At 72.4% G+C, this 18,275-nt stretch carries 20 protein-coding genes; 11 read left to right on the top strand and 9 right to left on the bottom strand.

The window, feature by feature from the left end; translation table 11 throughout:
* Positions 1-66: 66 nt before the first annotated feature.
* On the bottom strand, positions 67-732 hold the full coding sequence (locus tag AC07FJ_RS12010) for an O-methyltransferase (RefSeq protein ID WP_355364133.1): 666 nt from the start codon (positions 730-732) through the stop codon (positions 67-69).
* A 136-nt stretch (positions 733-868) separates the two neighbouring features.
* Between AC07FJ_RS12010 and sigE the strand changes: the two genes are divergently transcribed.
* The 5 genes from sigE to AC07FJ_RS11985 all read left to right on the top strand — a co-directional run bounded on the left by sigE (position 869) and on the right by AC07FJ_RS11985 (position 5,558).
* Entirely contained in the window at positions 869-1,639 is a 771-nt protein-coding gene (gene sigE / locus AC07FJ_RS12005) for an RNA polymerase sigma factor SigE (RefSeq protein ID WP_468284447.1), read from the top strand.
* Complete coding sequence (locus tag AC07FJ_RS12000) at positions 1,636-2,523, top strand: anti-sigma factor family protein (protein ID WP_479047912.1); 888 nt, start codon at positions 1,636-1,638, stop codon at positions 2,521-2,523. The genes sigE and AC07FJ_RS12000 overlap by 4 nt, the downstream gene beginning before the upstream one ends.
* A gap of 106 nt (positions 2,524-2,629) precedes the next feature.
* A complete protein-coding gene (locus AC07FJ_RS11995) occupies positions 2,630-4,195 on the top strand; it encodes a S1C family serine protease (RefSeq protein ID WP_479048339.1) in 1,566 nt (521 codons plus the stop codon).
* Between the two features lie 193 nt (positions 4,196-4,388).
* The gene (locus AC07FJ_RS11990) at positions 4,389-4,817 is read left to right on the top strand and encodes a sec-independent translocase (protein ID WP_361419602.1); all 429 of its coding nucleotides are present in this window, start codon (positions 4,389-4,391) and stop codon (positions 4,815-4,817) included.
* 66 nt (positions 4,818-4,883) lie between these two features.
* Positions 4,884-5,558 carry a hypothetical protein gene (locus AC07FJ_RS11985; protein WP_479047909.1) on the top strand — a complete coding sequence of 225 codons (675 nt, stop codon included), beginning with the start codon at positions 4,884-4,886 and terminating at the stop codon, positions 5,556-5,558.
* 62 nt (positions 5,559-5,620) lie between these two features.
* On the opposite strand, the gene AC07FJ_RS11980 is transcribed toward AC07FJ_RS11985, so the two are convergent.
* From AC07FJ_RS11980 to AC07FJ_RS11970, 3 genes are read right to left on the bottom strand one after another with little or no spacing between them, the layout of a single operon-like run.
* Positions 5,621-6,754, bottom strand: a complete 1,134-nt coding sequence (locus tag AC07FJ_RS11980) for an Mrp/NBP35 family ATP-binding protein (protein WP_479047907.1) — start codon at positions 6,752-6,754, stop codon at positions 5,621-5,623.
* A 42-nt stretch (positions 6,755-6,796) separates the two neighbouring features.
* Entirely contained in the window at positions 6,797-7,342 is a 546-nt protein-coding gene (locus AC07FJ_RS11975; protein WP_479048336.1) for a DUF1003 domain-containing protein, read from the bottom strand.
* 34 nt (positions 7,343-7,376) lie between these two features.
* Positions 7,377-8,651 carry a magnesium transporter MgtE N-terminal domain-containing protein gene (locus tag AC07FJ_RS11970; protein ID WP_361419593.1) on the bottom strand — a complete coding sequence of 425 codons (1,275 nt, stop codon included), beginning with the start codon at positions 8,649-8,651 and terminating at the stop codon, positions 7,377-7,379.
* Positions 8,652-8,855: 204 nt separating this feature from the next.
* On the opposite strand from AC07FJ_RS11970, the gene AC07FJ_RS11965 reads away from it, so the two are divergent.
* Positions 8,856-9,641 (top strand): hypothetical protein, encoded by a 786-nt coding sequence (locus AC07FJ_RS11965; RefSeq protein WP_479047904.1) that lies wholly within the window; start codon positions 8,856-8,858, stop codon positions 9,639-9,641.
* Here AC07FJ_RS11965 and AC07FJ_RS11960 read toward each other — a convergent pair.
* Both AC07FJ_RS11960 and AC07FJ_RS11955 read right to left on the bottom strand, forming a co-directional pair.
* The gene (locus tag AC07FJ_RS11960) at positions 9,638-10,165 is read right to left on the bottom strand and encodes a hypothetical protein (RefSeq protein WP_479047901.1); all 528 of its coding nucleotides are present in this window, start codon (positions 10,163-10,165) and stop codon (positions 9,638-9,640) included. The genes AC07FJ_RS11965 and AC07FJ_RS11960 overlap by 4 nt on opposite strands.
* A gap of 32 nt (positions 10,166-10,197) precedes the next feature.
* Complete coding sequence (locus tag AC07FJ_RS11955) at positions 10,198-11,325, bottom strand: magnesium and cobalt transport protein CorA (protein WP_468284462.1); 1,128 nt, start codon at positions 11,323-11,325, stop codon at positions 10,198-10,200.
* 441 nt (positions 11,326-11,766) lie between these two features.
* On the opposite strand from AC07FJ_RS11955, the gene AC07FJ_RS11950 reads away from it, so the two are divergent.
* On the top strand, positions 11,767-12,351 hold the full coding sequence (locus AC07FJ_RS11950; protein ID WP_479047898.1) for a suppressor of fused domain protein: 585 nt from the start codon (positions 11,767-11,769) through the stop codon (positions 12,349-12,351).
* Between the two features lie 6 nt (positions 12,352-12,357).
* Here AC07FJ_RS11950 and AC07FJ_RS11945 read toward each other — a convergent pair whose 3' ends face one another.
* Positions 12,358-13,593 (bottom strand): MFS transporter, encoded by a 1,236-nt coding sequence (locus tag AC07FJ_RS11945; protein WP_479047896.1) that lies wholly within the window; start codon positions 13,591-13,593, stop codon positions 12,358-12,360.
* Positions 13,594-13,755: 162 nt separating this feature from the next.
* On the opposite strand from AC07FJ_RS11945, the gene AC07FJ_RS11940 reads away from it, so the two are divergent.
* The 3 genes from AC07FJ_RS11940 to AC07FJ_RS11930 all read left to right on the top strand — a co-directional run bounded on the left by AC07FJ_RS11940 (position 13,756) and on the right by AC07FJ_RS11930 (position 16,064).
* Positions 13,756-14,391, top strand: coding sequence for a DUF6758 family protein (locus AC07FJ_RS11940; RefSeq protein ID WP_479047895.1), 636 nt, complete (start codon positions 13,756-13,758; stop codon positions 14,389-14,391).
* Between the two features lie 75 nt (positions 14,392-14,466).
* Positions 14,467-15,333 carry a PHP domain-containing protein gene (locus AC07FJ_RS11935; protein WP_479047892.1) on the top strand — a complete coding sequence of 289 codons (867 nt, stop codon included), beginning with the start codon at positions 14,467-14,469 and terminating at the stop codon, positions 15,331-15,333.
* A gap of 125 nt (positions 15,334-15,458) precedes the next feature.
* On the top strand, positions 15,459-16,064 hold the full coding sequence (locus AC07FJ_RS11930; RefSeq protein ID WP_355364178.1) for a MarC family protein: 606 nt from the start codon (positions 15,459-15,461) through the stop codon (positions 16,062-16,064).
* A gap of 83 nt (positions 16,065-16,147) precedes the next feature.
* On the opposite strand, the gene AC07FJ_RS11925 is transcribed toward AC07FJ_RS11930, so the two are convergent.
* Complete coding sequence (locus AC07FJ_RS11925; RefSeq protein ID WP_361419566.1) at positions 16,148-16,300, bottom strand: hypothetical protein; 153 nt, start codon at positions 16,298-16,300, stop codon at positions 16,148-16,150.
* A 132-nt stretch (positions 16,301-16,432) separates the two neighbouring features.
* Between AC07FJ_RS11925 and AC07FJ_RS11920 the strand changes: the two genes are divergently transcribed.
* Positions 16,433-17,356, top strand: coding sequence for an NYN domain-containing protein (locus AC07FJ_RS11920; RefSeq protein WP_479047889.1), 924 nt, complete (start codon positions 16,433-16,435; stop codon positions 17,354-17,356).
* Here the strand turns inward: AC07FJ_RS11920 and AC07FJ_RS11915 are convergent.
* A complete protein-coding gene (locus tag AC07FJ_RS11915) occupies positions 17,341-18,246 on the bottom strand; it encodes an alpha/beta fold hydrolase (RefSeq protein WP_479047886.1) in 906 nt (301 codons plus the stop codon). The two genes, AC07FJ_RS11920 and AC07FJ_RS11915, sit on opposite strands and share 16 nt — an antisense overlap.
* Positions 18,247-18,275 lie beyond the last annotated feature (29 nt).

Raw genomic sequence — 18,275 nt, 5'->3', positions numbered from 1 at the left:
CGTGGAGGTACGCGCCGGGGCCGTCGTGTTCCCGTGCGGGATCCGGAAGACAGGCCTGGACGCCCTCTAGCCGCGCCGTACCGCGCAGAGCAGGCCGTCACCCACCGGGAGCAGCGACGGCAGCAGCTCCTGGCTCTCCCGTACGGTGCGCAGCAGCTCCCGCAGGCGCTGCACCTCGGCCGGCTGGGCCGCCGAGTCGACCGTGCGGCCGTCCGCGAAGACGCCCTCGAAGCAGACGAGCCCGCCGGGCCGCAGAAGGCGCAACGATTCAGCGAGGTAGTCGAGGCACTCCGTGCGGTCGCCGTCGCAGAAGACCAGGTCATAGCCGCCGTCCGCGAGCCGGGGCAGGACGTCCAGGGCCCGGCCGGGGATGAACCGGGCGCGGTTGCCCGCGAAGCCGGCCGCCCGGAAGGCCTGCTTGGCGAACTGCTGCCGCTCCGGCTCCGGGTCCACCGTGGTCAGGACGCCGTCCGGGCGCATGCCGTGCAGGAGGTAGATCCCGGACACCCCCGTCCCGGTCCCGATCTCGGCCACCGCCTTGGCGTCCGCGGTGGCCGCCAGCAAACGCAGCGCGGCGCCGGTGCCTGGCGACACCGAGGGCAGCCCTGCCTCCCGGGCCCGGTCACGGGCCCAGCGCAGTGCTTCGTCCTCGGCGACAAAGGCGTCGGCGAACGCCCAGCTCGTCTGCCGGTTGGCGGTAATGACCCTCTCCTGTCCCCGTAGTTGGCGCAACGGTGACTGTATCCGCTCGGGGCCGGGAACCCGCAGATGGGACCGGGCGTTAGGGAGGGGCAGAGGGACCAAGACACGGGAGACGGTCCCAAATTCACGTAAAGATTCTTATCCGGAGCTAACGGGCGAGGTGGCTATGGTAGGGGCTCCACTGGACACCACCAGAGCCGACAGGGGAGGTGCGGCTGCGCCTGTGGATCGGGGAGGAGTGCCGCTGCTGCGGCGCTTTCTCAGGTCGGCGGGTGAGCCGAAATCCGTGACCTACACCGCTGACCGTTCTCACGCCGTCGACGACTCCGCACCCACCACCGCGACCTTCGCCTCGGATGCGGAATCGCAGGCGTGGGCTCCGCCCTCGTGGGAGGAGATCGTCAGCACGCACAGCGGCCGCGTCTACCGCCTCGCGTACCGCCTGACCGGCAACCAGCACGACGCGGAGGACCTCACCCAGGAGGTCTTCGTCCGCGTCTTCCGCTCCCTGTCGACGTACACGCCGGGTACGTTCGAGGGCTGGCTGCACCGCATCACCACCAACCTCTTCCTGGACATGGTCCGCCGCAAGCAGCGCATCCGGTTCGACGCGCTCGGCGACGACGCGGCGGAGCGGCTGCCCAGCCGCGAGCCGTCCCCGCAGCAGGCCTTCCACGACACGCACTTCGACGCCGACGTGCAGCAGGCGCTCGACACGCTCGCGCCCGAGTTCCGCGCCGCGGTCGTGCTCTGCGACATCGAGGGGCTGTCGTACGAGGAGATCGCCGCGACCCTCGGGGTGAAGCTCGGCACCGTCCGCAGCCGCATCCACCGCGGCCGCTCCCACCTGCGCAAGGCCCTCAAGCACCGGTCGCCCGAGGCCCGCGCCGAGGGGCGCGCGTTCGCGGCCGTGGGCGGGGAGGGCGGACCCGCGTGAGTGGCACACGTCCGACCCCCGCGGAGCAGCATCTGGGGGACCGGCTCGCCGCGCTGGTGGACGGCGAGCTCGGCCATGACGCCCGCGAGCGGGTCCTCGCGCACCTGGCCACCTGCGCCCGGTGCAAGGCCGAGGCCGACGCCCAGCGCCGGGTGAAGAGCGTCTTCGCCCAGGCCGCCCCGCCGCCGCCCTCCGAGGGGCTGCTCGCACGCCTCCAGGGGTTGCCCGGGGGTCCTGTCGGCCGCGATGACGACGACGAACGACGCTCCGGCGGCGGCCCGAGCGGACCGGCCGGGCGCAGACCCTTCGCCGACGGAGTCTTCGAGGTGACCCACGACGGCTTCGCGCTGCCCGGCGGGCCCGGCTCCGGCTTCCGTATCCACGAGGTGCACGACGTGGCACGCCCGGCCGCGGACCGCTCGCCGTGGCGCGGCCGCCGGTTCGCGTTCGCCGCCGCGAGCGCCGTGTCGTTCGCGGCGATCGCCCTGGGCGGCGCGCTGCCCACGGCCGCCACGCTCGACGCCCGGGGCGAGGGCGGCAACAGCGTCAACCCGCTGCGTACCCCCGGCCAGGCGGCGAACGCCACCACCAACTCCGCGAGTGACCGCCGCCGCGGCAGCCTCCCGGGCAACGGCAACGGCAACGGCAACGGCAGTGGCGCCGCCCACGGCGCCGTCACGCCCGCCCCGGTCGTACGGGCGCAGTCGCGGCAGTCGGGAGCCCCTCCCTTTCTCCCGGCGACCCTCCCGCCGACCGCGCTGACCGGGGTCGCCCCTCCGGCGCCGCTGGCCCCGCTGCTCCACCTCGCCAACGCCCCGGGGCTGGGACCGGTCGCCACGGCCACACCGTCGTCGGGCGTTCTGCCACTGATCGCCCGACGCTGACCGGGAGCCCTGCGCGGGACCACCGGACCTGGTTGAATCCATGCCGCAGGGCGCCTCCAGCTCGCTGGGGCGCGGGACGGGACAGCAGCGCCGCAGCGGGGAGCACATGAACGACGGGAAGCCCACCGGTCCGAAGCCGAAATGGTGGAGCCGTCCGGCTCGCCCCGCCCCGGCGCCCGACCACCAGCCCGTACCGGTTGCGACGCCCGTACCAGTCGCGGAGGCGGCACCGGTCGTACCGGCGGGCGCCGAGCCCGTACAGGCCGTACAGGCCGCGGAGCCCGCACCGGCCGCGCGCCCGCAGCCGCTGCACGAGCCCGACGAGTACCGCACGCCGCCGTACGGGGAGCCCGGGCCCTGGGCGCCCGCGCCGCCCGTGCAGCGGCCGGTGGCGACCCCGCCGCACGGCACACCGGTGCCCCCGGCGCCGCAGGCACCCGCCGTACCTCCCGCGTACGGGACTCCGGGAGCGCCCTCGCAGTGGCTGCAGTACGACCCCTGGAGCAGCCCCGGCGGCCGTCCGCAGCCGCTCACGCACGCCGGTGAGCCGCCCGCCCGCAAGGCCCCGCGGCGCGGGCTCGCCTTCACCGGCGCGTTGCTGCTCGCACTGGTCAGCGGCGTACTCGGCGGCGGCGTCGGCGCGTACGTCGAGCGCCACGGCGGGCTCACGACCGTCGAGCTGCCCCAGGCCGGCCCCGAGGGCTCCGGCCGGGCCCCGGACAGCGTCGCCGGCATCGCCGCCAGCGCCCTGCCCAGCGTCGTCACGATCCACGTGAGCGGCGGCGGCGAACAGGGCACCGGCACCGGCTTCGTCCTCGACGAGCGCGGCCACATCCTCACCAACCACCACGTCGTCGACCCCGCCGGCACCTCGGGCGACATCACCGTGACGTTCAGCGGCGGCGAGACGGCCTCCGCCAAGCTCATCGGCAAGGACAGCGGCTACGACCTCGCGGTCGTCCAGGTCACCGGCGTCTCGAACCTCAAGCCGCTGCCCCTGGGCAACTCCGACAACGTCCGCGTAGGCGACCCGGTCGTCGCCATCGGCGCGCCCTTCGACCTCCAGAACACCGTGACCTCCGGCATCATCAGCGCCAAGGAGCGGCCCATCACGGCGGGCGGCGAGAAGGGCGACGGCAGCGACGTCAGCTATGTCGACGCGCTCCAGACCGACGCGCCGATAAACCCCGGCAACTCCGGCGGCCCGCTCGTCGACTCCAAGGCCCGGGTCATCGGCATCAACAGCGCCATCCGCGCCGCCGACAACGGCGCGGGTCTCGACGGCGGCCAGGGGGGCTCGATAGGGCTCGGCTTCGCCATCCCCATCAACCAGGGCAAGCGCGTCGCCGAGGAGCTGATCAACACCGGCAAGGCCACGCACCCGGTCATCGGCGTCAGCCTCGACATGAAGTTCGGCGGCGACGGCGCCCGGGTCGGCGAGAAGGCCCAGGACGGCAGCCCGTCCGTCGTCCCCGGCGGACCCGCCGCGCAGGCCGGCGTCCGCCCCGGCGACGTCATCACCAAGGTGGACGGCCAGCGGGTGCACAGCGGCGAGGAGCTCATCGTGAAGATCCGCGCCCACCGTCCCGGCGACCGGCTCCGGCTGACGCTGGAGCGCGGCGGCAAGGAGCAGACGAAGACGCTCACCCTGGGCTCGTCCTCCGATGACTGACGCCATGACGGAGGCGGTGGCTGCCGCGATGACCGAGGCGATGACCGAGGCGGTGGCTGCCGCCGGTGGTGGAACGGCAACCTGACGGTAACCACCAGGTACCGTCCCGGCAGCCCGGCCAGGTACCGTGGAGCGGGCCCCGGGCCCTCGGTACCGACCCCTGTGGAACCGGACCCTGTGAAGGAGCGGCAAGGTGTTCAACGACATAGGCGGATTCGAGCTCGTGGCGCTCGTGGTCCTTGCCGTGCTCATCTTCGGGCCGGAGAAGCTGCCGAAGGTCATCCAGGACGCCGCCCGCTTCATCCGGAAGATCCGCTCGTTCTCGGAGAACGCCAAGCAGGACATCCGCAGCGAGCTCGGCCCCGAGTTCAAGGACTTCGACTTCGAGGACCTCAATCCCAAGACGTTCATCCGCAAGCAGCTCACCGAGAACGAGGACCTCAAGGAGATCCGCAGCAGCTTCGATCTCAAGAAGGAGATCACCGAGGTGGCGGACGCGGTCAACGACCGCGGCGACTCCTCCGTCCCGGCGACCGTCAACGGAGGCGGCCCGGATCTGCTGAAGAAGCGCGACACCCCTGAGCCGGGCGAGCGTCCCCCGTTCGACGCCGACGCCACCTGAGCCCTTCCGCGGCGCGCGGTGGCTAAGCTCTCCCTCTGTCCACGTATCGAGGAGGCGGCCGGACAGATGGAGACGACAAGTCGGGTGGGCGCGCAGAGCGCCGCACCCAGCGCCAGATCCGCGTCCGACGGGGTGCCGGGCGCCCGCCGCACGGTGGACGGCTATCTGCGGGCGCCCTTCCCCTGGTACGGCCTCGACGAGGCGTTCACCGGCCCGCGCTGGCTGATGCAGGTCGGGGTCTCGGCGGACGGCACCGTCCAGCACGGCTCGACCGGCCACGGCGACGAGCCGTCGATAAGGCCCGAGGCGATCGGCGCCCCCGCCGACCGGGAGCGCTTCGCCGTGGTCGTCACGGTCGCCGCCAACCCCGTACGGCGCAGCGGCGACGGCACGGGCGTGCTCGACGCCACGAGCGTCTCCTCCGCGGCCTGGCTGGCCGGCTCCGGGCTCCTCGCGTACACGTGGCCGCCCCAGCTGGACCACACGCTGCGCGACAACTGGCTCGACCAGCAGACGGAGACCGCCTTCGAGCTCGCCGACGGCCTGACCGGCCAGCCCTGGACGTCGCTGTCGCTGCCCGTCGACGGCGTGCCGGTGCCGTTCCACTACCGCGAGTCCGAGTTCGGCTGGGTGCTGGCGGGCACGACACGGGCCGGGGTCCACCTGGGCGCGTACGGCCGCGGGATGAGCGCCTACGGCCTGGGCTTCGCGGTGATCCGGGACATCACGGCGTACACGTAGCGACGGCGCCGGACACATGAGAGGGGGCGGCCCGCAGGCCGCCCCCTCTCACGCGTACGCGATCAGAACTTGTTGCGCGGGGTGATCCCCAGCGACATGCCCGACAGGCCGCGCTGACGGCCGCCCAGCTTGCCCGCGATGGCGCGCAGCGCCGCGCCCGCCGGCGAGTCGGGGTCGGACAGCACGACGGGCTTGCCCTCGTCGCCGCCCTCGCGCAGCCGTACGTCGATCGGGATCTGGCCCAGGACCGGCACCGTGGCGCCCGTGGTCTTCGTCAGGCCGTCGGCGACCTTCTGACCGCCGCCCGTGCCGAAGACGTCGACCATCTCGTCGCAGTGCGGGCACGGCAGGCCCGACATGTTCTCGACGACGCCCACGATCTTCTGGTGGGTCTGTACGGCGATGGAGCCGGCCCGCTCGGCCACCTCGGCCGCCGCCTGCTGCGGGGTGGTGACGACGAGGATCTCGGCGTTCGGCACGAGCTGCGCGACGGAGATCGCGATGTCGCCGGTGCCCGGCGGCAGGTCGAGCAGCAGCACGTCCAGGTCGCCCCAGTACACGTCGGCGAGGAACTGCTGGAGCGCGCGGTGCAGCATCGGGCCGCGCCACACCACCGGGGCGTTGCCCGGGGTGAACATGCCGATGGAGATGACCTTCACCCCGTTGGCCGACGGCGGCATGATCATGTTCTCGACCTGGGTCGGGCGGCCGTCCGCGCCGAGCATGCGCGGCACGCTGTGCCCGTAGATGTCGGCGTCCACGACGCCGACCTTCAGCCCGTCGGCGGCCATCGCCGCGGCCAGGTTCACGGTCACGGAGGACTTGCCGACGCCGCCCTTGCCGGAGGCCACGGCGTACACGCGGGTCAGCGAGCCGGGCTTGGCGAACGGCACCTCGCGCTCGGCGGTGGTGCCGCGCAGCGCGGCGGCCAGCTCCTTGCGCTGCGCGTCGCTCATCACGTCCAGCGTGACGTCGACGCCGGTGACGCCCTCGACGCGGGAGACGGCCTCGGTCACGCGGGTAATGATCGTCTCGCGCATCGGGCAGCCGGAGACCGTGAGGTAGACGGTGACGGCGACCGCACCGTCCGCACCGATCTCCACTGACTTGACCATGCCGAGTTCAGTGATCGGTCGGTTGATCTCGGGGTCGTTCACCGTCGCCAGTGCCTCGCGCACCGCGTCTTCCGTAACCATACGGAGATGGTACGGCGCCGCCCCCGGCCTCCGGTAAGCCCGTCAGCGGTCGCCTTCGTCACTTCCGCGCGCCGAGGCCTCCCGCCGCTCGTCGAGCTCCCGTACGAGGTCCTCCAGCTCGGAGCGGATCCAGTCGCGGGTGGCGACCTCCCCCAGGCCCATGCGCAGGGCGGCGATCTCCCTGGTCAGGTACTCGGTGTCGGCGATCGAGCGCTCGTTCTGCTTGCGGTCCTGCTCGTGCGTGACCCGGTCCCGGTCGGCCTGCCGGTTCTGCGCCAGCAGGATCAGCGGGGCCGCGTAGGAGGCCTGGAGGGACAGGGCGAGGGTCAGGAAGATGAAGGGGTACTCGTCCCAGCGCAGGTGGCCGGGCGCCGAGACGTTCCACAGCACCCAGACGATGATGACCACCGTCATCCAGACCAGGAACCGCCCGGTGCCGATGAAGCGGGCGATCCGCTCCGAGAGCCTCCCGAAGGCCTCGGGGTCGTACGCCGGCAGCAGCTTGGGCCGCCGGATGCGCGGCTGGTCCAGCCGGATGCGCGGCGCGGGCGCCTCGCCCACCCGGTCCATGCGCTCCACCCGGTCCATGCGGTCCGCGCGCTCCGTCCGGTCGTGCTTGCGCTCAGCCGCCATGCGACACCCCGCCCTCGGGGTCGAACTCCGCCTCGCGCCAGTCCTCGGGCAGCAGGTGGTCCAGTACGTCGTCGACGGTGACGGCCCCGAGCAGCGACCCGCCGTCGTCCACGACGGGGGCGGCGACCAGGTTGTACGTGGCGAGGTGGCTGGTCACGACGGGGAGCGGGGTGTCGGGGGAGAGCGGCTCCAGGTCGGTGTCGATGATCGCCGACACCAACGTGAACGGCGGGTCGCGCAGCAGCCGCTGGAAGTGCACCGTCCCCAGGTACTTCCCGGTCGGCGTCTCGTCGGGCGGCCGGCAGACGTACACCTGCGCCGCCAGCGCGGGGGAGAGGTCCCGCTGGCGTACGCGCGCGAGGGCGTCGGCGACCGTCGCGTCGGGGCGCAGCACGATCGGCTCGGTGGTCATCAGCCCGCCCGCCGTCCGCTCCTCGTACGCCATCAGGCGGCGTACGTCGGCGGCGTCGTCCGGCCGCATCAGGGTGAGCAGCCGCTCCTTGTCGGCCTCGGGCAGCTCGGACAGCAGGTCGGCCGCGTCGTCCGGGTCCATCGCCTCCAGGACGTCCGCGGCCCGCTCCTCCTTCAGCTTGCCGAGGATCTCGATCTGGTCGTCCTCGGGCAGTTCCTCCAGTACGTCGGCGAGCCGGTCGTCGTGGAGGGCGGCGGCGACCTCGGCGCGGCGCTTGGGCGACAGGTGGTGCAGGACGTTGGCGAGGTCGGCCGCGCGCATCCGCTCGAAGGTGGCGAGCAGGCTCTCCGCGCCCTGGCCCTCCTCCTCCAGCGAGAAGCCCGTCACCGCCGACCAGTCGACGGTCAGCGTCTCGCCCTTGCGGCGCAGCGCCCCGCCGCCGCCCCGCCGGACGAAGACCTTGTCGATCTCCCAGTCGCGCCGGGCCGGGAGCTGCTGGATGGACACGTCGAGGACGGTCACCTCGGAGCCGTCCTCGACGAGCCGGACCCGGCGGTCGAGCAGCTCGCCGAGGACCAGGCGCTCCGTGGGGCGCTGCTCGAAGCGCCGGACGTTGAGCACGCCCGTGGTGATGACCTGGCCGGACTCCACGCCGGTGATCCGGGTCATGGGCAGGAAGATCCGGCGCCGGCCGATCACCTCGACGACCAGGCCGAGGAGCCGGGGCGGGCGGCGGCCGACGCGCAGCATCGCGACGAGGTCGCGGACGCGGCCCACCTGGTCCCCGTTGGGGTCGAAGACGGGGACGTCGGCGAGGTGGGAGACGAAGACCCGGGCGGTGCCTGACGCCATGCCGTACACCTCCTCGCCCGCCACCGTCCCACCGGGCGGCCGGAAATCGACACCGATGAGTGCTTTACGACGATTCAGGCTAGCCCGTCCCGATGCGGGTCGCCCAGGCAGGGCGTCCGTCCGGCTCTCTGCCGGACCCCGCGGAAGGCCCCGGTACGCTGCGGTCTCACAACCCCTCACCAGCAGACGAGAGGCAGTGCGCAGGTGACCGCTCTCCCCCCGGCTTCGCGCGCCCGCCGGGCAGTCCGGGCATCCCTCCCCGTCGCACTCTGCGCCGGACTGACCGCGATGCTCACCGCGTGCGGTGGCGAGGAGGACCCGGACGCGGGAACCAACGGGCTGGGCAAGCTGTCCGCCTCGGAGATCGAGACCAAGGCCCAGGGCGCGGCGGACACCGCCAAGGCGGTCCGGCTGTCGGGGACGCTGGTCAGCAAGGGCGGCACGTACAAGCTCGACATGCGGCTGAAGGCCACCGGCGCGACCGGCTCCGTCTCCTCCCGTACGAGCACCTTCGAGCTGCTGCGGGTCGGCGACGCGCTGTTCCTGAAGGCGGACGCGGACTTCTGGACGCACGCGGAGAGCGAGTCGGACGAGAAGGGGCCCGACGAGTCCGACACACAGGCGGCGGACAAGCTCGACGACAAGTACGTCAAGGTCCCGCAGGACGACCCCTCGTACAAGCAGCTGCGCGGCTTCACCGAGATGAACGTCCTGCTGGGCGGCCTGCTGGAGCTGCACGGCGAGGTGGTCAAGGGCGACCGCGACAAGATCGGCGGCATCCGCACGATCAAGGTCTCGGGCGGGAAGGCGGGCGAGGGCGGCACGCTGGACGTGTCCCTGGAGGGCACCCCGTACCCCCTGCAGTTCGCCCGTGGCGGCGGCGGGGGCGTGGTGGCCCTCTCCGACTGGAACCAGGACTTCCCCCTGGCGGAGCCCGCCAAGGACGAGACCCTCGACTACGGCCGCCAGCTGCCGCGCACCAGCGACTAGCCCTTCTTCGCCTGCTTGCGCCGCTTCAGCAGCAGCCGCGGCAGCGCTGCCGGGATCGGGTGGCGGGTGGTCGCCGGGCTGGGCAGCGGGACCGCCGACAGCGAGCCGTCGGGGTGGGCCGTCGTCGCCTCACCCGGGGTCAGCCGCAGCAGGCGGCACTCGCGGGCCCAGCGGTCCGTCATCGTCTCGGCGTCGGGGGCGTTCAGCCGCTTGCCCTTGAGCTCGTCGACGGCCGCCCGCCACTCCTCCGAGCCGGGCGCCGGCTCGGTGACCGCGGCGGTCCAGGCGACGACCCGGCCGCCCTTGTCCTTGCTGCGCACGGTGACCTCGGCGGCGGAGCCGTCGGCGAGACCCGGGGGCAGCGGCTGCTCGCCGGGGCCGTCGCCGATGACGTACGCGGCGCCGTCGTGCCACACGTGCCACAGGGCGCGCGCCGGGCCGCCCTCGCCGCGTACCCAGATCAGGCCGGACTTCTTGGTGGCCTCCTCGACGAGGGCGGGGCCGAGCAGCGCGTCGTGTGTCATGCCCCGCAGCTTAGAAGAAGCCGCGCCGGCCGCTACAGCCAGCCGTTGCGCTTGAGGGTGCGGTGGATGACGAAACAGATGACCGAGATGCCGGCCAGCACCAGCGGGTAGCCGTACTTCCAGCGCAGCTCCGGCATGTAGTCGAAGTTCATGCCGTACACGCCGCACACCGCCGTCGGGACGGCGATGATCGCCGCCCAGGAGGTGATCTTGCGCATGTCCTCGTTCTGCGCGACGGTGGCCTGCGCGAGGTTCGCCTGGAGGATGGAGTTCAGCAGCTCGTCGTAGGAGACGACCTGCTCCTGGACCCGGGCCAGGTGGTCGGCGACGTCCCGGAAGTACTTCTGGATGTCCGGGTCCACCAGCCGCATCGGCCGCTCGCTCAGCAGCTGCATCGGGCGCAGCAGCGGCGACACCGCCCGCTTGAACTCCAGCACCTCACGCTTGAGCTGGTAGATCCGCCCGGTGTCGGCGCCGCGCGTCGAGCCCTTCGTCGGCGGCGAGAACACGTCGATCTCGATCTGGTCGATGTCGATCTGGACGGCGTCGGCGACCGCGATGTAGCCGTCCACCACGTGGTCGGCGATGGCGTGCAGCACCGCCGACGGGCCCTTGCCCAGCAGCTCGGGCTCGCCCTCCATCCGGTGGCGCAGGTTGCGCAGGGAGCCCTGCCCGCCGTGCCGGACGGTGATCACGAAGTCCCGGCCGGTGAAGCACATCACCTCGCCGGTCTCGACGACCTCGCTGGTGGCGGTGAGCTCGGCGTGCTCCACGTAGTGGATGGTCTTGAAGACGGTGAAGAGCGTGTCGTCGTACCGCTCCAGCTTGGGCCGCTGGTGGGCGTGGACCGCGTCCTCCACGGCCAGCGGGTGCAGCCCGAACTCGGCGGCGATGCCCGCGAATTCGGCCTCCGTCGGCTCGTGCAGCCCGATCCAGGCGAATCCGCCGCCCTCGCGCACCTGCCGCATCGCCTCGCGCGGCGTCAGGCACGCCTCCTCCTTGAGGCGGCGGCCGTCGCGGTAGACGGCGCAGTCGACGACGGCGCTCGACGCCGACGGGTCGCGGGTGGCGTCGTACGAGTTGTACGCGTTGTACGGGGCTCCGGTGCGCTTGCGCAGGGACGGGCGTACCGCTGCGCGCAGGTCACGGATCATCGACATGGCTGGCTCCTTCACGGAGAGGCCGTCGGCGCGGCGCGGGACAAGGCCGGCGCAGCCCGGAATGGGGACGTGGCGTCATGACGTCCGCAAAGCGGGCGGCACCGCGGTGTGCTCGCGGTGACGGCGTTCGCTACAGACAGGCAAAAAAGGGTGTGCTCTTCCGTCGTGCGCGTCGCCGTGTGTGGAGTGGCTGGTGTGCCTCAGCTCACAGAGCGGAAGCCCAGGAAGCCGGGCAGCGGGCGGAAGAACCGTTGGTACTGCACGATCGACTTCGATCCACCGCAGCCCCACCTCCTCCGGCCGGTCCCCCGTGGGGGACGACGTGTCGTCGGGGCTGGAAAGCAGGCTCGGCCTGCTGCCCCGACCAGCGGCCAAGACTATCAGCCGACTGACGGTCAATCCCTTACTTTGCCCATTCCATACGCGCTTTATGCTCGGCGGATGGAAGAAGTTCTTGCACTGGTCGAGGCCCGGCTGCGCACCGCCCTCGGTGAACCGGACGCGCGCGCCGCCGTGACCTTCCTCGGCACGGACCGCATCGAAGTGCTGCGCTTCACCGAGGGCGATGTGGTGCGGTACGCCACCCTCGGCATGTCGGCCCAGCCCATGAACGATCCCACGGCCGCGCTCGCCGACCCGGTCAAGGGCCCGCGCGCGGAGCTTCTCCTCACGGTACGGGCGGGGATCGCCGACACCGACAAGGTGCTGCGCCCGTTGGCCGTGCTGGCCGCCTCGCCGCAGGTCGAAGGCGTGGTCGTGGCGCCGGGGGCGTCCCTGGACCTCGGTGAACCGCTGTGGCCCGGCGCGCCGTTCAGCTCCGTGCTGGTCGCGGAGTCCGGGGGCCTGGTCGAGGACCTCGAACTCGACGAGCCGAGGGACCCGGTGCGGTTCCTGCCGCTGCTGCCGATGACGCCCAACGAGGCGGCGTGGAAGCGGGTGCACGGCGCGCAGGCGCTCCAGGAACGGTGGCTCAACGCCGGTACGGACCTGCGCGATCCGCTGCGCAGGTCCGTAACCCTGGACTGACGTACGTCAGTTGACGAGGGCGGGCTCGGGCCGGGCCTCCAGGTGCTCCTCGGCCTCGTGGGCCAGCGAGCGCCGCCGTACGAGCACGATGCCCGCGCCGATCAGCGCCGCCGCGCCCGCCACCAGGAACGGCAGGTGGACGTCGCTCCACTCCTCGAGCTTCGGCGCGAAGTACGGGGCGGCGGCCGCCGCGAACCAGCGCACGAAGTTGTAGCCGGCGCTCGCCACCGGGCGCGGGGCGTCCGACACACCGAGGGCCAACTCGGTGAAGACGGTGTTGTTCACGCCGATGAAGGCGCCGGACAGGATCGTGCACACCACGGCCGTGGTGTGGTCGCCGTACCCGAGCACGACGACGTCGGCGGCGAGCAGCACGAGCGAGCCGGCGAGCACCTTCAGCGACCCGAACCGCTCCTGGAGGCGCGGCGCGACCAGCACGGAGAAGACCGCGAGCAGCACGCCCCAGGCGAAGAAGACCGCGCCGGACCGGTACGGCGTCATGTCCAGCACGAACGGCGTGAAGGCCAGCACCGTGAAGAAGGCGTAGTTGTAGAAGAACGACGACGCGGCGGCGGAGGCGAGACCGCCGTGCCCGAGCGCCCGCAGCGGGTCGAGCAGCGCCGTCTTGCGCGCGGGCTTCGGCTGCTCCTGCAGGAACGCGGCGATGCACAGGAAGCCGATCGCCATCAGCGCGGCGGTGCCGAAGAACGGGTAGCGCCAGCTCGCGTCGCCGAGGACCGCGCCGAGCAGCGGCCCGCACGCCATGCCGAGGCCGAGTGCCGACTCGTACAGCAGGATCGCCGCCGCGCTGCCGCCGGCCGCCGCGCCGACGATCACGGCGAGCGAGGTCGAGACGAAGAGCGCGTTGCCGAGTCCCCAGCCCGCCCGGAAGCCGACGAGCTCGCCGACCGAGCCGGAGGTGCCCGACAGGGCGGCGAAGACGATCACCAGCGCGAGGCCGGCGAGGAGTGTCCGGCGGCCGCCGATGCGGCTGGAGACGAAGCCGGTGACCAGCATCGCGACGGCGGTGATCAGGAAGTACGAGGTGAAGAGCAGGGAGACCTGGCTGGGCGTGGCCCGCAGGCCCTGGGCGATGGACGGCAGGATCGGGTCCACCAGTCCGATGCCCATGAAGGCGACGACGGACGCGCCGGCGGTGGCCCACACCGCCCTCGGCTGGCGCAGGATGCCGCGCCCGCCCTGTGCGCCCGCGTCGAGGGGGTCGGGTGCCTGAGCCGTCATGCGGGGGTGTCCTCTCCGGAGTCAGAGATGAGTGCTGTATGCACACAATAAATTAGAGAGGCTAATGGATGCAAATTACATGTACTTTTCCTGGGCCGGATGGCACACCGGAAGGGTGATCGTCCTTGACGCGGCGACGGCAGGGTAGGACCGTTGAACGCTATGAGGGGCGAACCCAGTTGCCCGAAGTGCGGAGGCCGGGTCCGGGCGCCCGGCCTCTTCTCCGACTCCTGGCAGTGCGCCGTGCACGGCCCCGTGCACCCGCTGCAGCCCGTGCTGCCACCCAGCGTCGAGGCGCTCGGCGTCGTGACGCACCGCGCGAGAGTCCCCGTCTGGATGCCCTGGCCCCTGCCGCTCGGCTGGCTCTTCACCGGGGTCGCGTACGCCGGTGACGACCGCAGCGGCGGGCGCGCCACCGCCGTCGCCTGCTCGGGCCCCGGCCCGCTCGGTGGCGTCGGCGAGCTGCTGCTGATCGCCGAGGAGCTGGGCGTCGGCCTCGGCGCGCGGTACGCGGGCATCGACGGCCCCGACCCGGGCCCGCACATCTGCGGCGACAAACCGCCGCAGACCAAGGTCCTCGCCGCCGGCCGCCCCACACCGCTGTGGCACGTCACCGACGCGCCCGAGGACCGCGCGGTCTTCGCGGGCGAGGCGCGTGGGCTGTGGCTGTGGGCGATCGTCTGGCCGGAGCATTCCGGGATGCTGCTGTACGACGAACTCGTCCTGACCGACGTCCGCGAGTCGGGCGCGGAGGTCGAGCTCCTGCCGTGCGGCGCGCTGACGCCACGCCTGCTCTGACGTGCGGAACGCGGCTTCCGGGGCGGTTATCCTGGGGTGTCCCCTGTCCGTCACCGAGCCCCGGAGTCACGCGTCGTGCGCATCGACCTGCACACCCACTCCACGGCTTCGGACGGTACGGACACCCCCGCCGAGCTGCTGCGCGCCGCCGCCGCGGCCGGGCTCGACGTCGTCGCGCTGACCGATCACGACACCACGCGCGGATACGCGGAGGCCCTCGCGGCGACCCCCGAGGGGCTCACCCTCGTCACCGGCGCCGAGCTCTCCTGCCGCATCGACGGCGTCGGCGTCCACATGCTGGCGTACCTCTTCGACCCGGACGAGCCCGAGCTGGCCCGCGAGCGCGAGCTCGTGCGCGACGACCGTGTGCCGCGCGCCCGGGCGATGGTCGGCAAGCTCCAGGAGCTGGGCGTACCGGTCACCTGGGAGCGCGTCGCGGCCATCGCCGGCGACGGCTCCGTGGGCCGCCCGCACATAGCCGAGGCGCTCGTCGAGCTCGGTGTCGTCGGCTCCGTCTCGGACGCCTTCACGCCCGAGTGGCTCGCCGACGGCGGCCGGGCGTACGTCGAGAAGCACGAGCTCGACCCGTACACCGCCATCCGCCTCGTCAAGGCGGCCGGCGGCGTCACCGTCTTCGCGCACCCGCTCGCCGTCAAGCGCGGCCGCACCGTGCCCGAGGCGGTCCTCGCCGACCTCGCGGCGCACGGCCTCGACGGCATCGAGGTCGACCACATGGACCACGACGAGCCGACGCGCGCGCGGCTGCGCGGCCTCGCCGGGGACCTCGGACTGCTGACCACCGGCTCCAGCGACTACCACGGCAGCCGCAAGACCTGCCGGCTCGGCGAGTACACCACCGACCCGGAGATCTACGGCGAGATCACCCGGCGCGCCACCGGCGCGTTCCCGGTGCCGGGCACCGGGGGTCCCTCCCCGGCGTAGCTCCGGGGGAGGACGCCCGTGACGACCCCGCGTGGTGGGCGGCCCGGGCGTTCCTCCGCTGCCCGTGAACCGCGACGCCCTCCCCCCTCCCTTTTTGTTCGCACCTCTTCCCGCAAGGCCACACTGTGTTCGACGCTGCCGTCTTCGGCTCCCTCTTCCTCACCCTTTTTGTCATCATGGATCCCCCCGGGATCACCCCGATCTTCCTGGCCCTGACCTCCGGCCGCCCCGCCAAGACGCAGCGCCGCATGGCCTGGCAGGCGGTCGCCGTCGCGTTCGGCGTGATCACCGTCTTCGGCATCCTCGGCCAGCAGATCCTGGACTACCTGCACGTCTCCGTTCCCGCGCTGATGATCGCGGGCGGGCTGCTCCTGCTGCTCATCGCGCTCGACCTGCTCACCGGCAAGACGGACGAGCCGAAGCAGACGAAGGACGTCAACGTCGCCCTCGTCCCGCTCGGCATGCCCCTGCTCGCCGGACCCGGCGCGATCGTGTCCGTCATCCTGGCCGTGCAGCACGCGGACGGGGTCGGGGAGCAGATCTCGGTCTGGGGCGCGATCGCCGCCATGCACGTCGTGCTGTGGCTGACCATGCGCTACTCGCTGGTGATCATCCGGGTGATCAAGGACGGCGGTGTGGTGCTGGTGACGCGGCTCGCCGGCATGATGCTCTCCGCCATCGCGGTGCAGCAGATCATCAACGGCGTGATGCAGACGATCCAGGCCGCGTGACGCGGCGGTCCGCGCACGACCGCGCCCCCGCTCGGAGTCGTTCCGTGCGGGGGCGCGGCGGTGTGTGGGCGATGCCCAGGCGCTTACGACGCCGTGGTCTCAGCCGGGCGGATATAGATGCGCTGGCCGATAGCGGCGGCCTGCTGCACCATCCTGTTGACGGAGGCGGCGTCCACGACGGTGCTGTCCACGGCGGTGCCGTCGACGTCGTCGAGTCGCATGATCTCAAAGCGCACGGGCTTCTCCCTTCGTCGTGTTCCATACGGGTGCAACGACCTGCGTACCTTAAACATTCCCTACGCTAAGGAAATTTTTTACGTGTCTAACTACTGGCGGCATGTCAGCCGCCGACGGACAATGAAGCCGGTATGAACGAAGCCGCCGTGAACGAACCCACCGCGAACGAAGCCGCCGAGCTGTCCCGTCGCCTGGAGCGCACCAATGAGCTCCTCCAGCGCATGCTCGTCGAGGTGGCGAAGACGCCCTCGACGCATGCCATCTTCGTCGACGCCGGTTACGTCTATGCTTCGGCCGGATTGCTGGTGGCGGGCACCGAGGACCGGCGCGCCTTCGACCTCGACGCCGAGGGCCTGATCGAGGCCTTCATCGACAAGGCCCGCACGATCTTCGCCGACAGCCGGCTGCTGCGCGTGTACTGGTACGACGGCGCCAGGCGCCGCATCCACACGCCCGAGCAGCAGGCCATCGCCGAACTGCCCGACGTCAAGGTCCGGCTCGGCAACCTCAACGCCAACAACCAGCAGAAGGGCGTCGACTCCCTCATCCGCTCCGACCTGGAGTCCCTCGCCCGCCACCGCGCCATCAGCGACGCGGCGCTCGTCGGCGGCGACGAGGACCTGGTCTCGGCGGTCGAGGCGGCCCAGGGCTACGGCGCGCGCGTGCACCTGTGGGGCATCGAGGCGGCGGACGGGCGCAACCAGGCCGAGCCGCTGCTGTGGGAGGTCGACAGCCGGCGCGCCTTCGACCTGGACTTCTGCCGCCCGTACGTCACGCGCCGCCCGGTCACGACGTACGAGAACGAGGGCGAGCCGCCGCCGTCGCGCGACGAGGTGCGCTTCCTCGGCGCCCGGATCGCGGAGACCTGGCTCGCGGAGCGGGGCCCGGTCACCATGGCCGAGCTGCTGCCGAGCCACCCGTACCTGCCCGGGCCCGTGGACCAGGACCTCCTGATGGAGGCCGAACGGCTGCTGAGCCGTTCGCTGCGCGGGCACGCCGTGCTGCGGCGGGCGCTGCGGGACGGCTTCTGGCAGCAGCTTCAGTCGCGGTTCTGAAGCTCCTGCCGCCGAGACCCCCGGGTATCCCAGAAGCGCGCGACGGCCGCCGCGGTCTCCGCCGGCCGGTCGGTGTTCGGCGAGTGCGCGGCGCCCTCGATGACCGTGCGGTGGGCGCCGAGGCGCTCCGCCATGGCGTCGAGCAGCGGGACGGGCCAGGTGTCGTCGCTCTCGCCGGACACCACGTGCAAGGGGAGGGCCGGGCGGAGGGCGGCGAGCTCGTGGACCCGGTCCGGCTCCACGGTCAGCCGGCGGCCCGTCACCAGCAGCTGGAGCGGGTGGTGCCGCAGCCAGCGCTGCCGCAGGTCCTCACGGGTGCTGCGCAGGTACTCGGCCTCCTCCGGCGGGTCGAGCGCGCGCATGGCCTCCCAGACCTGGTCCATGGTCATGACGCGCAGCGCGTCGCCGAGCAGCTTGATCTTCTGCTGCTGGGCGGGCGCGACCTCGGCGGGGCCGGACGACATGAGGGTGAGCGTGGCGAAGGGCGCGGTGTCGAGGAGGACGGCGGCGCGGGCGATCTGGCCGCCGAGCGAGTGCCCGAGGAGGTGGACCGGCCCGCTGCCGCCGTCGTTACCGAGCGCTTCGGCCTGCGCGATCGCGTCGCGTGCCAACTCCGCCTGCGCGTAGGCGCCTTCGGTGTCCGGGCCCTTGGTCTCGTACTGGCCCCGGCCGTCCACGGCGACGGTCCGGTAGCCCGCGTCGGCGAGCGGCTGGAGCATCGCGATGAAGTCCTCCTTGCTGCCGGTGTACCCGGGCAGCAGCAGGGCGGTGCCCCTCACCGGGACGCCCTCGGCGGGGCGGGCGTCGAGGACGGCGAAGTCGCCGCGCGCGGTCCGCAGACGGGAGGCGCGGGCGCAGGGGGGTGGCGTGAACGTGGGCGGCCGGCTCATGCCCCGAGGTTACCGGTGGGTCGGGTGGG

The sequence above is a fragment of the Streptomyces sp. NPDC045998 genome, assembly GCF_056430285.1.
Note: the sequence above shows the minus strand (reverse complement) of the source record. Positions and strands in the feature narration are given on the sequence as shown.